The sequence below is a fragment of the Sphingomonas agri genome (assembly GCF_038148795.1).
GTDB lineage: Bacteria > Pseudomonadota > Alphaproteobacteria > Sphingomonadales > Sphingomonadaceae > Sphingomicrobium > Sphingomicrobium agri.
On sequence record NZ_JBAPEU010000003.1, the window covers coordinates 376,907 to 391,218 of the forward strand.

At 62.4% G+C, this 14,312-nt stretch carries 19 protein-coding genes; 13 read left to right on the forward strand and 6 right to left on the reverse strand.

What is annotated here, in order from left to right; translation table 11 throughout:
• Positions 1-70: 70 nt before the first annotated feature.
• From V8192_RS14020 to V8192_RS14060, 9 genes are all read left to right on the forward strand, one after another.
• Positions 71-1,027 (forward strand): alpha/beta hydrolase, encoded by a 957-nt coding sequence (locus V8192_RS14020; protein WP_341633718.1) that lies wholly within the window; start codon positions 71-73, stop codon positions 1,025-1,027.
• Positions 1,024-1,374: an antibiotic biosynthesis monooxygenase family protein gene (locus V8192_RS14025; RefSeq protein WP_341633719.1), complete on the forward strand. Its 351-nt coding sequence runs from the start codon at positions 1,024-1,026 to the stop codon at positions 1,372-1,374. Before V8192_RS14020 ends, V8192_RS14025 begins: the two co-directional genes overlap by 4 nt.
• Entirely contained in the window at positions 1,371-2,222 is an 852-nt protein-coding gene (locus V8192_RS14030; RefSeq protein WP_341633720.1) for a helix-turn-helix transcriptional regulator, read from the forward strand. The genes V8192_RS14025 and V8192_RS14030 overlap by 4 nt, the downstream gene beginning before the upstream one ends.
• A 229-nt stretch (positions 2,223-2,451) precedes the next feature.
• Positions 2,452-3,228 carry a type 1 glutamine amidotransferase domain-containing protein gene (locus V8192_RS14035; protein ID WP_341633721.1) on the forward strand — a complete coding sequence of 259 codons (777 nt, stop codon included), beginning with the start codon at positions 2,452-2,454 and terminating at the stop codon, positions 3,226-3,228.
• 120 nt (positions 3,229-3,348) lie between these two features.
• Positions 3,349-3,699 (forward strand): winged helix-turn-helix transcriptional regulator, encoded by a 351-nt coding sequence (locus V8192_RS14040; RefSeq protein ID WP_341633722.1) that lies wholly within the window; start codon positions 3,349-3,351, stop codon positions 3,697-3,699.
• Between the two features lie 111 nt (positions 3,700-3,810).
• Complete coding sequence (locus V8192_RS14045; RefSeq protein ID WP_341633723.1) at positions 3,811-4,248, forward strand: DUF695 domain-containing protein; 438 nt, start codon at positions 3,811-3,813, stop codon at positions 4,246-4,248.
• A gap of 332 nt (positions 4,249-4,580) precedes the next feature.
• Positions 4,581-5,279 carry a DUF8737 domain-containing protein gene (locus tag V8192_RS14050; RefSeq protein ID WP_341633724.1) on the forward strand — a complete coding sequence of 233 codons (699 nt, stop codon included), beginning with the start codon at positions 4,581-4,583 and terminating at the stop codon, positions 5,277-5,279.
• 188 nt (positions 5,280-5,467) lie between these two features.
• Positions 5,468-5,839 carry a cupin domain-containing protein gene (locus V8192_RS14055; protein ID WP_341633725.1) on the forward strand — a complete coding sequence of 124 codons (372 nt, stop codon included), beginning with the start codon at positions 5,468-5,470 and terminating at the stop codon, positions 5,837-5,839.
• Positions 5,840-5,922: 83 nt separating this feature from the next.
• Entirely contained in the window at positions 5,923-6,195 is a 273-nt protein-coding gene (locus tag V8192_RS14060; RefSeq protein WP_341633726.1) for a hypothetical protein, read from the forward strand.
• Between the two features lie 128 nt (positions 6,196-6,323).
• Here V8192_RS14060 and V8192_RS14065 read toward each other — a convergent pair whose 3' ends face one another.
• The 5 genes from V8192_RS14065 to V8192_RS14085 all read right to left on the reverse strand — a co-directional run bounded on the left by V8192_RS14065 (position 6,324) and on the right by V8192_RS14085 (position 10,479).
• Complete coding sequence (locus tag V8192_RS14065; RefSeq protein ID WP_341633727.1) at positions 6,324-7,046, reverse strand: TMEM175 family protein; 723 nt, start codon at positions 7,044-7,046, stop codon at positions 6,324-6,326.
• A complete protein-coding gene (locus V8192_RS14070; RefSeq protein WP_341633728.1) occupies positions 6,950-8,737 on the reverse strand; it encodes a ferritin-like domain-containing protein in 1,788 nt (595 codons plus the stop codon). The genes V8192_RS14065 and V8192_RS14070 overlap by 97 nt, the downstream gene beginning before the upstream one ends.
• 38 nt (positions 8,738-8,775) lie before the next feature.
• A complete protein-coding gene (locus V8192_RS14075) occupies positions 8,776-9,237 on the reverse strand; it encodes a hypothetical protein (RefSeq protein WP_341633729.1) in 462 nt (153 codons plus the stop codon).
• A 287-nt stretch (positions 9,238-9,524) separates the two neighbouring features.
• Positions 9,525-10,022 carry a GNAT family N-acetyltransferase gene (locus tag V8192_RS14080; protein WP_341633730.1) on the reverse strand — a complete coding sequence of 166 codons (498 nt, stop codon included), beginning with the start codon at positions 10,020-10,022 and terminating at the stop codon, positions 9,525-9,527.
• 4 nt (positions 10,023-10,026) lie between these two features.
• Positions 10,027-10,479 (reverse strand): SRPBCC domain-containing protein, encoded by a 453-nt coding sequence (locus V8192_RS14085; RefSeq protein WP_341633731.1) that lies wholly within the window; start codon positions 10,477-10,479, stop codon positions 10,027-10,029.
• A gap of 502 nt (positions 10,480-10,981) precedes the next feature.
• Between V8192_RS14085 and V8192_RS14090 the strand changes: the two genes are divergently transcribed.
• The 3 genes from V8192_RS14090 (at position 10,982) to V8192_RS14100 (ending at position 12,617) form a co-directional block, all read left to right on the forward strand.
• A complete protein-coding gene (locus V8192_RS14090; RefSeq protein WP_341633732.1) occupies positions 10,982-11,428 on the forward strand; it encodes a DUF2214 family protein in 447 nt (148 codons plus the stop codon).
• 180 nt (positions 11,429-11,608) lie between these two features.
• A complete protein-coding gene (locus tag V8192_RS14095; RefSeq protein ID WP_341633733.1) occupies positions 11,609-11,938 on the forward strand; it encodes a hypothetical protein in 330 nt (109 codons plus the stop codon).
• Between the two features lie 55 nt (positions 11,939-11,993).
• Entirely contained in the window at positions 11,994-12,617 is a 624-nt protein-coding gene (locus tag V8192_RS14100; protein WP_341633734.1) for a glutathione S-transferase family protein, read from the forward strand.
• 77 nt (positions 12,618-12,694) lie between these two features.
• On the opposite strand, the gene V8192_RS14105 is transcribed toward V8192_RS14100, so the two are convergent.
• Positions 12,695-13,579 carry an alpha/beta fold hydrolase gene (locus tag V8192_RS14105; RefSeq protein ID WP_341633735.1) on the reverse strand — a complete coding sequence of 295 codons (885 nt, stop codon included), beginning with the start codon at positions 13,577-13,579 and terminating at the stop codon, positions 12,695-12,697.
• A gap of 471 nt (positions 13,580-14,050) precedes the next feature.
• Here V8192_RS14105 and V8192_RS14110 point away from each other — a divergent pair, with 471 nt between their 5' ends.
• Entirely contained in the window at positions 14,051-14,308 is a 258-nt protein-coding gene (locus tag V8192_RS14110) for a hypothetical protein (RefSeq protein WP_341633736.1), read from the forward strand.
• Positions 14,309-14,312: the final 4 nt, after the last annotated feature.

Sequence of the window (14,312 nt, forward strand, 5' to 3'; positions counted from 1 at the left end):
TGGAAGTGACAGTAGGGTTCCGCGCCGCGATTGGGCGCCGCGTTCGAAGTCCTCGCGAAGGAAACGTCTCATGCTAGATCTGATCGGCGCGCTGACCATGGCCGTCGCCGCGCTGCCTCCCACACAAAGCACCGTCCTCCTTCGCGAGAAGGGCGAACCTGCGCTCGCGGTCTTTCATGAGCCCGGCAACGGTTCGAGCCTTCTCTACATCCACGGTTCTACCTTTCCGACGGCACTTTCGATCGCCTATCGTCTCGACGGCAGCTCATGGGCGGACGATCTGCATGCCCGCGGCTTTGACGTCTGGTCGCTGGATTTTGCCGGTTATGGAGGCTCCGATCGGCCTGCAGTGAACTCCAAGCGGGCCGAAATCCCGGGCCGCGCGGCCGAGGCCGAACGCGAGATCGAGCGCGTCGTCCGCTACATCAAAGCGCGCAGAAAGGTTGCTCGCGTATCGCTGATCGCTCATTCGTGGGGAACGCTCGCCGCCGGGATGTTTGCAGCGCGCCACCCGGGCGAGATCGACAAGCTCGTCCTTTTCGGTCCCGTCGCGCAGCGTCAGGGTCATCGCCAGGCGCCCGCGACGCCGTCGCGAATGGTGACGGCCAAGGACCAGTGGGAGAGCTTCCAATCGGGCGTACCTGTAGGCGAGCGCTCGCCGATCTCGCCAAGCCGTTTTGCAGTCTGGGCTCGGACCTACCTTGCCACCGACCATGCCAGCAGCACGCGGAATCCCGCCGCTGTCCAGGTTCCGGCTGGCCCCGACGCCGATTTTGCCGAGGCGTGGAGCGGCCATTTTCCGTACGATCCCTCGCCAATCATCGCTCCGACGCTGATCGTGCGCGGCGAATGGGATCCGATCGCGCGCGACGACGACGCGAGATGGCTCGCCGCAGCGATGACCAGCGTTCCGGGTGGTGTTCGCGACGTGAAACTGCGGCGGGGCGCGCATCGCATGCATCTCGAAGACAATCGCCAATCCTTGTTCGATGCGGTTGGATGGTTTCTCGGGAGCGACAGCCAATGATTGCCGTCATCTTCGAAGTGATCGTCCAGCCCGGCGGGGAAGGGGAATATTTCGCTCGTGCAGCCGACCTTCGTCCCACGCTCGAGACAAACGAGGGATTTATTTCCGTCGAGAGATTCCGCAGCCTGGCAGACCCCGCCAAGATCCTGTCGCTCTCCTTCTGGCGCGACGAGGACGCGGTACGCGCGTGGCGGATGCAAGAGAGCCATCGCGCGGCACAGGCCGTCGGCCGGGCGGGCCTGTTCGACGACTACCGGTTGAGGGTGGCGCAGGTTTTGCGCGACTATGGCCTGACGCAGCGATCCGAGGTCCCGGATGGACGGCGTAGCGGCGAGGTTCTGAGGTGAGCGACCCTGAAGAACGGACTTCAGCGATGGCCCAGTCCTCGCGCCAGGCCGAACTCAAGAAGTTCCTGCGGGCAAGACGCGCCAGCCTTCCCGTCGATACGCCGCCTGGGCGGCCCCGGCAGCGGCGAAGGACTCCAGGCCTTCGCCGGGAGGAAGTTGCCGACCGCGCCGGCATCAGCGTTACCTGGTACACGTGGCTCGAACAGGGCCGGGACATCCATTGCTCGATCGACATGCTCGAGCGGCTGGCAGGGGCGCTCCAGCTCTCGGAAACCGACATGGATTATCTGTTTCGGCTCGCTGGCTATGCCGCGCCGATGAAGCGCAGCACGACCGAGGTCGACGCTCGGATCCAAGTGGTTCTCGACGGTTTTCTCGCCGGCCCGGCCTTTCTCCTCAGCCCGCGCCTCGACGTGTTGGCATTCAACCGCCTCGGCGACGAGGTTTTCGATTTCGGGGGACGCCCCGGCCCCTTCGGACGAAACCATTTGTGGCGCGGATTCATGGATCCCGAGCGAAAGGCGCTGTACCGCGACTGGGAAGCCATCATCTCGGGCGGTGTCGCCTTCCTCCGCTCAAACTATGCGACGCGGATCGGGGATCCCGAGTTCGAAGCCATCATCAGCGAACTATCCGTGCAGAGCCACGACTTTGCCCGGATGTGGGGGGAGCATCGAACGATGCCCCTCCAGAGTGTCGACGTCGTGCTCGAACATCCCCGTCTCGGACATCTCGAATTTGCGTCGACGCGGTTTGCGCTGCCGACGCTCAACGATCATCTCACTTTCTTCATTACACCGAGAAACAAGGTGACCGCCGCCGCGATGACCCGCGCGGGCAAGTCCTAAGACGTCTTCAGCGGAACCTCTGCTCTCGGCTTCGGCCGCGGTTCGGAAGACATCTTGAGGTAAGGATTGGGCGGCGATGAGGCGGACCCCGATAACCCTTTGCCCAGATCGCGAGTCCGCCCTCAAAGTGGTGGCGGCAATCCTAGGATAAGCGCTGGCCTACCTGCCCTTCCCAGAGCTCCTTATTGGGGCGTCCATCGACGCATGCCGGCGCAGCGGAGCCAAGTGAATGAAAGCGATCGGTCACAGAGATATTAACCCGGCGTCTCCCAAGCCCAAGCGCATCGCCTTGGTGGTTTCCAACCCGGCTAAGTCGACGACCACCGGCTGGCCGGTCGGCTTCTGGTGGAGCGAGATCGCCCATCCGTTCCACGTCTTTGCCGAACACGGCTACGACGTCGAAATCTTCAGCCCTGACGGTGGGCCGTGCGAAGGTGACCCGCTGAGCGACCCGCGCGATCCGAGCCGCTGGTCGGCGGGCGATCTCATCACCACGGGATTCGTTCACACGCCCGAATATGCCGACCTTCTGAAAGTGACGTCCCCGGTCGCCGAGATCGATCCCGAGTTATTCGACGCAATCGTCGTCGCGGGCGGGCAAGGACCGATGTTCACGTTCGAGGAGGCAACCGGACTTCACCGCCTGTTCGCGCGCTTTTTCGAGATGGGGAAGATCGCCTGCGCGCTGTGTCACGGCGTTGCGGTGCTGCGCTACGCACGTCTCAGCGACGGCTCTCTCCTTGCCAGGGGCAAGATCGTGACCGGCTTCACCAACGCCGAAGAGGACGCCGCCGATGAGGCGACCTGGGCGATGGGTGCGTTGCCGCGCGGCACCTCGATCATGCCGTGGCGGATAGAGGACGAGCTCGACGCGCTTGGCGCAATTTTCACCCAGGGCGGCCTGCGGCGTTCTTTTGCAACGCGGGACGGCAATCTCATTACCGGGCAGCAGAATTTCTCCGGCTCTGAAACGGCTGCGCTGGTGGTGGCTGCACTCGGCAGTTGAGAACGTACGCCGGATCAGGATCTAACGACCCGCCAAGTCGAGCTTGAGATCGGCTCCGCCCCGAACGCCCCGCCACTAACTATTTGGTTAGGAAAACCAAAAGATGCGAGGTTGCGTTTCATGATCGACATCATCGGACCGCGGACGCGGAGGTCCTACGACTGTCCAATCGAGTTTGCGCTGAACTTGATTGGCGGCAAATGGAAATCCGTGATTATTTCAAAACTGAAGGAAAAGCCGCTCGCCTACGGTGAGCTTCGGCGCCTCGTCCCAAACCTTAGTGACAAGGTACTCACCGAACGCCTTCGAGATCTCGAAGCCGACGGACTGATTGCCCGCGTGAAGGGGGCGGACCAACGAATGCGCTATTCGTTGACGGCGCGCACGGCCGGCCTTCGTCCGATGCTTCAGGGCCTCTACGAATGGGGCCTTGCGACCGCTGCTGAAATGCAGGTGGAGATCCGCAAATAGTGCCCGAACCGGGCGCAGCCATGAGAGAGCCGAACGCTTCGGAATCCACCGAAATGAGTACGCCTGTCTGTCCGCAGATTCCCTGACCCGCATACGAAGGACGAGACATCGATGAACAGCTTTTCGATTTCGGGCGAGGGCCCCGAGTGGCACGTCTTCAGGCGCCGCTCGAAAGACGAGCGACCGGTGATCGTTCGATCGCGGCTCGCCAACGCGCCCTTGCGTGAATTTGCCGACGCGAATTTCATGGCGAGGCTAAGATGCGTTCTGCCGAGCGACGGCGTCGGCGAAACCGGCTTTCCGCTCTCGAGCGACGCGCTCGATGAATTTGAAGACCGGCTCCTCGCAAAGCTCGAAGACGTGGACGCGCAAACCTATGAAGTCGCTGTAGTCACTGGCGGCGGCTGCCGCGATTTGTTCTTCGCAGCATCGGTCGACGGCGAACTGCTCACGGCCGTCCGCGAAGTCGCGCGCGACCTTCCATTCAAGATCGAGTTAGCGCGCCTCGAGGGAGCCAAGGATAATCTATTGAGCAGCCTGACGCCGTGAAGATGGTGTCGCGGCGAGAGGCATGTCTTCCGCATTAAGCGCCAGCCGATGCTTCACCGGCGACCGAGCGGCTTTCTGCACTATATTTCGACGACACGCCCGAGGTCCCGGCCTCGCCTCCCACCGCAACCAAGGCCGCAGCTCAACGCACCACTTGGTAAGCACAACCCCACTCTGCCATTTCCCGCAATTCGTTGGGCAGCCGTTCCTCGAAAAGAGGGTCCCCCCGGGCTTCATTGCCGGGCGAGGCGGCAACCTACGGGAGATCCCTTGTACCGCGTTCTGGCCCAAAATTCGCAGCGCGGTCACGAGCCGCGAGGAAAGGAACCACGATGCTGGATCTTCTGGGATACACTGCGATCTTTACCCTGATCATTTTCATGGTCTCATCCATTGCCGTGCTTGCCTCGGGCAGTCCCGTGCTGCGTATCGCAGCGGCGGCAGTCGCAGCAGCATGGAGCGGATTCGCGACCGGAGCGGCATCGCTCGGAGTGGTGGCGATCTCGTACCCCTTTCCGATGATCGGGCTGTGCCTGATTACACCGCTCATCCTCGGCGTGCTTGCAGGAGCCTATGGCCCGTTCCGTGCCTCCTTCGCGAGCGTTCCCACCCCTTGGCTGATTATCCTCAATACCGGCCGGATCGCCGCAATCCTGTTCCTTGCGCTCGCTTCCGCCGGCCGCTTGGCCGGGCCCTTCCCCTTCTTTGCCGGATGGGGGGACATCATCACCGGTGTGGTCTCGATCCCGCTCGCGCTCGCGCTCGCCCGCACCGGTATTCCTCGCAAGGGACTCGCGGCGGCCATTCTTGCCTGGAACATCTTCGGCACCGCCGATCTCATCTGCGCCATCATCCTTGGAGTGACCTCTGCGAGCGGGTCGCCGCTGCAAGTCTTCCATTCGCCTCCCGGATCCGAGGCGATGCAGTTTCTCCCCTTCTCGCTCATTCCGACCGTGCTCGTTCCGTTTTATCTTCTGATCCACGGCGTGATCTTCGTACGCATCATCCCAATCCTGCGTGCCCGTGGATGATGGTCCGCCCGTCGCTTACCGCCCCGGCGCACCGCTTTCAGCCGCGGTCCGGCAAGGCCAACGGCCGCTCCTGGATCGCCCAATTTGCGCTGCGCAGACCGGCAGCTGCGATCAACCATAAGGATCGCTTATCAGAAGCGCCTGTGCATTGATTATCGGCCCCATCTCAGCCCGGCTAACTGACGAGCATGACTGATCGCTCTCCGGTCCTCGTCGATCCGCTCACGCTCAGCCAAGCGCTGCTCGAGGCGTACCAGAACATCTCCCTCGGTAAGGTCAATGACCACGAAATCCGGATGAGCGTGATGACGGAGCAGTTCCGCTGGCACCGGCATCCGGACTCCGATGAAACGTTCCTCGGGGTGGACGGCGAGCTGATCATCGAATTTCCCGATGGCGAGTTGGTGGTGAAGGCGGGGCAGTTCGTCACTGTTCCGGCAGGAACGCTCCATCGCACCCGTCCGGCAGGCGAAAGGTCGGTGAACCTGACGTTCGAGCGTGCCGGCGCAAAAACAATCTTCGCGGAACAGGACCGCTCCCATGGGAACGGATCAGGGTGACCATCGACGGCCACAGGCGCTTTCCAAGCAATCGTCGGTTGCTGTGGGCCGCAATGGGCTCTCTTGCGGTAGGCACTGCTCCCATGACCTCCAACATCCTTGCAAGTACCAGCGCGCACGCGCTTGGATGTTACATCGGCGACGGAGAAATCTTCACCGGAACACCCAATGACTACATCAATGATCCGTTCGGGTGCCGAATAGGACAAACGGACGTCGGGCCGTTTCTCGTCGGCGCTCATGAGTTCATCTACGCGATATTGATCACGTGGCCGTTGGCCCTGCTCTCCTTGGTTCTATTCGCGTGGCTCTTCTACCGCCTGGCAAAAGGCCGTGGAGCGAGCGCGCCCGATTGAGCCCTTCAGACCAGTTTGTCTACTAGCCGCGGAGCGGCAGCGAGATTTGAACATCTTGCCAATGAAGGTGCGTGAGCTCCGCGATCACATGGTCGAAGATGACCCGTCGGCGAGTTTGCGTTGGACGGCTAGCCGGGCGCTTTCCCAGAGCGCTCGTACATGGTCGCGGGCAACGCATAGTAGAGCGCGACGATGGCACAGATAGCGAGTGTCAGGTAAGCGGACACCAGCCCGAGCGCCGCCGCGACCAGATAAGGAATGAGGCCCTGCCGGCCGCGCCGGTCGATCTTGCGCGTAGAAGCTTCGTCGACCCGTTCGTGCGCCAGCTGGTTGCGCCCGAACAGGATGTGGCGCTGCATTGCGTAGAAGACCGCGGTCAGCAACCAGAAGCTAAACGCATAAACGACCGCGGCGAGATGGCTGCCGTGGGCTTGGGCGAGATATTCGGCGAGCAGGCGGGTCGACCAGGGCAGCGCTGCGATGATCATGAGCAGCAGGAGGTTGATCGCAAGTAGCGTGTGATCGACGGCGCGCAACCGCTGCAACGTCGCGTGGTGGTTCATCCAGACGACGCCGATGGTGAGGAACGACACGACGTAGGCAAGGTAGGAGGGCCATTGGGCAATGAGGTCGTGCGCGAGGTACAGCCCCTGCGCGCGCGGTGCGGGAACCTTGATGTCGAGCGTCAGCAGCGTGATCGCGATTGCGATCACGCCATCTGAAAAGGCCTCCAGGCGTCCCCGCTCCACGATCTTCAGGACTGTTGGGGCCGGCCACTTGCCGCGGCCTTCGCCGCCTGCTCGCGCGCATAGCGTTCGCGCCCGCGCTCGGCGGCGCCCGGTTGCGTCCACGGAAACGGGTCGGCATGTTCGAGTTCGGGCGGAAGCGGGTCCCTAAATCCGGCGTACCAGTGCGACCCGTCGCAGAACGGCTTGTTGCGCGAATTGCCGCAGCGGCACAAAGTCTGCCGCTCGCGCACCTCGAAAGGCACGCCGTCCGCGCCAATCACCTCGATCCCCCCGCGCAGGCGGTAAGGGCCATCGACGATCGGATGAACGCTGGGCTGCTCGCGTTCCTCGAGTGTCTCGCTGCCTGCAAGCGCAAAGGTCAGCGCGCCTGAAGGGCAGCCGGCGACGACCCTTGCAAGCATGTCGGTCGGCGCGGCTGCTGGATTGACGAAGTCCTCCTCGCCGACCCCGAAAGCCTCCGGACATCGATCGGTGCATTGACCGAAATGTGCGCACCGCGTGCGGTCGTCGAACACCGTTGCACCGCCGGCTGCGGGATAGGCCTTGCGCCGGTCCGCCATGGTATCGTGGCTGGCGGATTCCTCGCCCCTAAAGCCGATGCGCGCGTGGGTTCCATCACAGAAGGGCTTGGTTCGCGAACCGCCGCAGCGGCACAATACGCACACGCCGCCGTGAAGGCGCTCCTTCCCTTGAGCATCGAATACGTCGATCTCTCCGCGCATCAGATAGGGCCCTGCGGGAAGGACCGAAATCCTAGCCCCGCTGAAGCGGCGCTGCTCTGGCGGAACCCATTCAAAGCTCGGCCCGACGGAAGCGACTTCGCCGTTCAGGTTCATTGCCATGAGGTCGATGATCTGCTGCTTGAGGCCGTACATCGCCCCGGTTGCGAACTTGAGCAGGGTCGGCACGCCATTGAAGGTGCGCTCGAGAAGCTGAAGGACGGTGCAGTAGGAGGTGTTGAACGCGTCCATCGCCTCGCGCGCTGCAGTGCCCGGCAAATGGTCTGATCTCCTCGGATTCTCGCGCATCGGATAAACCGCCGACCAGTCGACCGTGATCGGTTCGCCGGTGGGACCGGTCGATGGCGTATCGCCGCGCTTGAACGCACGCCCGACGAGGAGCTGTTCGAAACGGAAATAATGGCCAAGCTCGTCGCGGTCGGGATGAAACATGTCGCGGTCGCCGTCGAATACCGAGCGATGATCCAGGCCCTCGCCCTGGTCGACGATCTCGCGCAGTGCTCGGCGAGCAGAGCCAAGATCGCTGACGGCGATGATGCGACCGGCGCCGCCATAATAAAGGTCCTCCGTCACCTGTCGCTGCGGGTCGCCGGTGAATAACTCGCGATCGCCAAGCTCCTGGCTCAGACGCACCAGCGCCTCGTCGATCGCCTGGTAGAACTGCCCAATCGTCGCATAGCCCTCGTCCTGCGCGCTGCTGCCGGCGTCCGCCGGGCGCTCCACCTCCATGAAGCCCCTGACCGCCTCTTTCGAAAATGGGCGCAGCCGGAGGCTAACGCTGCCGTTACTGTGCGGGAGCGTGGCGGGATGCGGGGGAAGCAGCGTCGGCGCATCGAGCACGGGCTGTCCCCCGAGGGCGTTGAGGATGTTGGCCGCAAGCGTCAGGTGAAGCATTTCTTCGAGCGCGACGCTCTGGAGGACGCAGCGGGCGTCCTCGTTGGTCCCCGCGACAATCGAATAGAGCGCGCAAAGATAGGGCGGCAGCGTCGAATGCTCCAGCTCGATGGCGGCCTGGAGGTGTCGGCAGAGACTTTCCTTGGTGTCGATCGCCATGGTCGAGGACTTTCCGCCTGTTCGGCGCCTCCAGCGCGCTATTTGTCGGGCACAGGAATGCCCGCCTCGCGGGCGAGCGCGTTCCATTTTCGGGGGTCGGTCAGCTCGCCGAACTTGCGCAGTTCGGCCTGGCCGGCGGGCGAACCCAGGAGCCGCCGCGCCGCCGCTCCACCCAGGGCCTGGCCCGCCGGTCCAAGGGCATCCAATCCTTCGTTCTTAAGCGCCGCGACGGCCTCGGGGCGGCAATCGAGGAAGATGAGCCGTCCATAGATATCGGCGGCAGTTCTGTTGATCCGGTCGCGCCTTGCCTGGCTGACCTGTGCAAGGTCGGCGAGCGCGGGATCCCGGGTCAGGGCCGCGAACATCCAGCGCATGAAGGCGGTCCGGTCGGCATCGCTCGATTTCTCGACGAGGCAACGCGAAAGGTCATCGGTAAAGACGCCCGACTGGGCCGGCGCGGATGCGCCGAGCAGGATCGCGGCAAGTCGGTAAAAGCGCATTGGTCGTCCCGCCGTGTTGAGCGCACGGCACTTAACCAGACCAAACGAAAGCCGGCAACGCACCGACGGGTAAGGAGGAAAGATGCCGGCCGCAGCGCAGCCGGGTGCAAGCGCGGCGATGCCGCGGAAGTGCGCGCCGGGCGGGAAATCATGATGGTGCTTTTTGTTCAGGAGACTGCCCTGCAAGGCCGGGGGCATGGACTTGCAGGGACGAGCCTCGAGTGAAGGCGCGGGCCTCCACCCAACCGGACAACTTGCTGCGCTGCGACGACCAGGCGGCTGACCAGTCAAGGAAGGAAAACGCGATAGCGCACATGATCATCGACCGCTGTGAACTGGTCGTAGAGCTTTCGCGCGGCGGCGTTGTCGGCCGCGGTGTGCCAATAGACTTCGCTCCAGCCCCGTTGCCGCCCACGCTCCAGTACGGCCTCGATCAGCGCTCGCCCGACGCCCCGGCCGCGGCAATCGCCGCGTACGTAAAGGTCCTCGAGATAGGCCGCCGGACCCGACGACCAAGTGCGCGAATGAACGAGAATATTGGCAAAACCGACGAGCTCGCCATCGGCTTCGGCGGCAAGGCCCATCGTTCTGTTCTCGGCGTTCACCAGCATTTGCCAGCTGCGGTCGGTGACCTGGGGTGGAATGCTTTCCTCATAGAAAGCGAGATAGCCTTCCCACAAGCGACGCCACGCTTGTTCATGGCGGAGCCCCAAGGGTCCGACCACTACCCGCGACGCGCTCGCTGGCTGAGCTGCAGGGCTGGCACCACCTGTTGCAGTCCTCATGCGACTAGGCCTCGACGAGCTGCTCGAGCTGGTCGGCGGCGGCACCCCAGCCGACTTCGAACCCATTCTGGCGATGCTCGTCGAGCGCGGCCCGGTCCCAGTGCCGCGCCAGCGCCCGGTAGCGTGTCCCGTCACGATCGGGTTCGATGGTCATTTGCCCGACCATGAACGCGGGTCTTGGGAACCAACCCGAGGCGAACGCATCGGTAAAGGTGATTTGCCGCCCTTCGATAACTTCGAGCAGCACGCCGATCGTCTCGATCTGCTCGCCGCCGGGTCCGCGCACGATCATGTTGAAGGGGCCGCCGGCGCGCCATTCGAGCGCAGTCACTTCGGTCGTCCAAGGCCTTGGCGACCACCATTCGGCGAGCTTGCCGGTCATTCTTTCCCAAACCCTGACAGGCGGAGCGTTGAAGTGACGCTCGATGGCAAGCTCGAAGATGGGCTGGTCAGGCATGAACTCCCTTTCGACAAACAAACATGGAATTCTTGACCGAATAGGACCTGTTACCCGGCCAAAGCTCCCCGAACCGACGGGTGCAAGCTTGAAGTATCCTCTTGTTCTCCGCCCCGGAATTGCTTTGGGAACTGGTTAGAATAAAAATATATAGGGATAAACACCCTAAAAAGGTACGTACGTTAAGGTAACCTGTGAATGGTCAAGTCAGGATCACGAACCATTAATCGTCTTGACTATCGATCTCGTCATCATCGACAGAAGGTCGAAGAAGGTCATACTTGCCTGATTGAATGAATACGCACCGTTTCATGGGACTGATGCTGACTCGAATCTTAGATCTCGCGATAATACTTTGAAGGAGATCCTGCCCATTATGGATCACTTGCGACTGCGGGCGCGGCCTCGCGACCGAGTGCCGTCCCGGACTGGGGGAATGTCCCACATGATGCGTTTCGCCGAAGCAATCTCAAACGCCAACCGCGCCGGGAGAACTTGAGCGGTGCCGACCCTCTTCGCATTCCTGCATCATCTTGCAGCATTAACCCTCACCGCGGCGCTTGGGGGGGAATTCGTCTTGCTGAGGCTCGAATTCACGAGGTCGGTCGCGCGTTCGCTGCGGCTTGCCGATGCCATCTTCGGAGTATCCGCCGGCCTCGTCCTCGCAATCGGCGTGGTCCGCGTGCTCTATTTGGAAAAAGGCGCCGAGTTCTACCTGTCGAACCCCGCCTTCATCGCCAAGATCTCGCTCTTTATCGCGGTCGGCCTTCTGTCGATCATCCCAACCAAGACCTTTTTGTCGTGGGGCCGTGAGCTTCCCAGTTCCGGAACCCCGGCCATTCAGGCACGCCAGCTCTCAACCCTCAAGGCCATCGTCACCATTGAGCTTGCAGGCGTTGCTTTGATCCTTCTTTGCGCTGCGGCAATGGCGCGCGGAGCATGGATGTGAGCCGCTGGGAGGCTTGGCGGCTGCGATCCTTCGCCGCTCGTTCCGCCGCTGCCTGATCGATCAGACGGGATCGCACTGGACCGGCCCGTGCAAGCCCGGCCAGTAGCACGGATACTAGCATAAGAGCTCGTCTTGTTGCCCCGGCGAACCGATGACAAGCCGCTGCGAGGAGGACTTGCAATGGTAGTGACGACATTGGACGTCTCGGGCCTCACGCCGGAGGAATATCGTGCAGTGCTCGACGAAATGGGTGTCGAGCGCAATCCGGCGCCGGGGCTTTTTCTGCACATGACGGCTCCCATCGACGATGGATTTCGGATCACCGAGATCTGGGACAGCAAGGAAGGGTTCGAAGAGTTTCTGGTGAACCGGCTTGTTCCTGCAAACGATGCGCTTAACCTCGACAGGCATACCGAAATCACTTCCCGGCCGCTCCACAATTTGTTTGCGCCGAGGGTGGACGAACTGTCCCAACTTGCGCGACATCTGCCAGGCGCTCCCCGGCGCTAAACAGTTTCCATGCCCGCATGCGCATTGCGGAAGTTCTGATCGGGAGGTGACCCCAATGGTGATTGTCCATCATCTCGAGAACTCGCGATCGCAGCGAATCCTCTGGCTGCTTGAAGAGCTGGGCCTCGATTACGAGGTAAGGCACTACGCACGCGACCCCCAGACCTTTCTCGCGCCTCCTGAATTGGCCCGCGTCCACCCTCTGGGAAAATCGCCAGTTGTCGAGGACGAGGGACTGGTCGTCGTCGAAACCGGCGCGATCATCGAATACCTGGTCGAGAAGGCGCGCGGGAAAATGGGCGCTCCACAGAACCCGACCGAGGCGCTGCGCTACCGGCAGTTCCTTCATTATGCCGAGGGCTCACTGATGGGTCCGCTATTTGCGCTGCTGGTCGTCGGCCAGCTTGGGGAAGGAGGCGCGCGGGCCCGGGATGTCGTTCTCAGGATGCTGGCGGTGCATTTCAACTGGCTCGAATCCGAGCTTTCCGGCCGCTCCTGGTTCGCCGGCGATGAATTCACAGCAGCGGACGTCATGATGAGCTTTCCGCTCGAGGCTGCCGCCAGTCGGGCCGGTCTGGAGGACGGCCGGCCGAATCTGGCGCAGTGGCTGGAGGGCATTCACGCGCGACCCGGCTATCGCAAGGCGCTCGAGCGGGGCGGGCCCTATGCCTATGCCTGACTTTCCCCTCGCAGCCCCCTTGCAGCGGCGACTGATCCGAGGGTGACGAAAACCACAGTAAGCCCGGCGGCCGCTTCCTAGCCGTCGAGAAAGTCTGGAATGATCTCAAGCAGAAGCACCTTTTTGCTGGGCGCTGTGACGTGGGATGTCCCGGGAAGAATCGCCAACCGGGATTTGGGTAATCCCGGCGGCATGTCTCCAAAGCCGCCGCCGCCCAGCAGGCGGTAGAATTTCGCCATATGCTCGAGCGTCGGCAAATCATTGTCGCCGGCAATCAGGAGCACCGGCATTTTCAGCCCACGGATCGCATCGTCCGGAATGTCCTTCTGGTTCTTGTCCATCTCGTTCTTCTTGGTGAACAGACGGTCGAAATCCTCGGGCCTTGGCGCGATCTTCTCATATTCCTCGTACCAGGGCGTGCCGTGCATCATCGCCGGCTGCATCTTGCCCAGATTGTCCATGAGGCCCGGCTGGATTCCGTCCCGCCGGTAGGTTGCCGAGAGGATCACGAGCCTGCGCACCTTGTCGGGATGCTGAAGCGCGAGGTGCAGCGCGACCACGCCGCCCACCGAATAGCCAAACACGTCTGCGCTCGGGATATGCAGAGCCTCGAGGGCAGCGCCGATGTCGCCCGCCATCGCTTCGTAGCTCAGCGGACGATCGATGTCGGCCGTATGGCCATGACCCTGGAGTTCAAACGCGATGACTTCGCGCTTGGCTGAAAGCCCGGGAAGGAGCACTCCGAACGATGTTCCGATCGCCGAGAAACCGCCGTGAAGGAGGACGAGCGGGATCCCGCCCTGTCCGTGCCGCTCGTAATACATGTGAAGGCCGTTGACATCGACATAGCCCGACTTTGATGGCGAGGGGCCTGGCGGACCGCTCAACATCACTGCCGCTTGCGCCACGGGCGCTGCAGCAAGCGCGCCGGTTGCAGCCATCACGAATTCTCTCCTTTTCACGACGACCTCCTGCTCAAAGCCGAGCGCTGGACGCTCTTTCCTTCTAATCCCGGGCGTTCGCGAATCCGCGCGGGCGTGTGAGGCTAGCAGCACCGGCCCGCCCTAACCGATTGGTAAGCACAATTTCCCTGGGCTAACCTCCCGGCCGGTGGGCCCCGGTCGACGGATCAAGGTTTTGACACCGGCGGTCGCTGGTTCGAGCACTGCCCCCGCCAATCGTCACCACTTGTGGCAAGGCCCGTTAAGAGCGGGGTATCGGCCGAAAAGTGAACCGTCCGGTAACCATTTGTAATATTGAGAAAAAAGTCATCAGACGTTAATTGTAACGGCCGTACGACACTGAGGATGCGGGGAAGATTTGCTGGGATATGGCTCTTCGTTGGTGCGGCGGTTTGGTCCGCAGGTGCCGGCGCGGTGAGCACGAGGGGTCACGAACCACGAGGCCGCTGCGAGGTGGTCAATGCATCCAGCTTGCCCCGAGCCGCCGGCGGAAGCGAGGCCGTTTGCAGCGAAATTGAACGCGCAATCGCCGCCGCAGCACCTACTGCGCGCTACCGCGCGAGTATCAACGTGATGTCGTCTTCCAGACTATCGGCGGTCCTAGTCGTGAACGGCCGCACGCTTCCGGACCAGAATTTCGCCGTGATGGACAGGGAGCTCAGTCCGGACTCGATCCGCCGCTTTGCAGAAGCGCTGGCAATCGAAGTTGCGAAAGCGGCGAAGGAGTAACTGC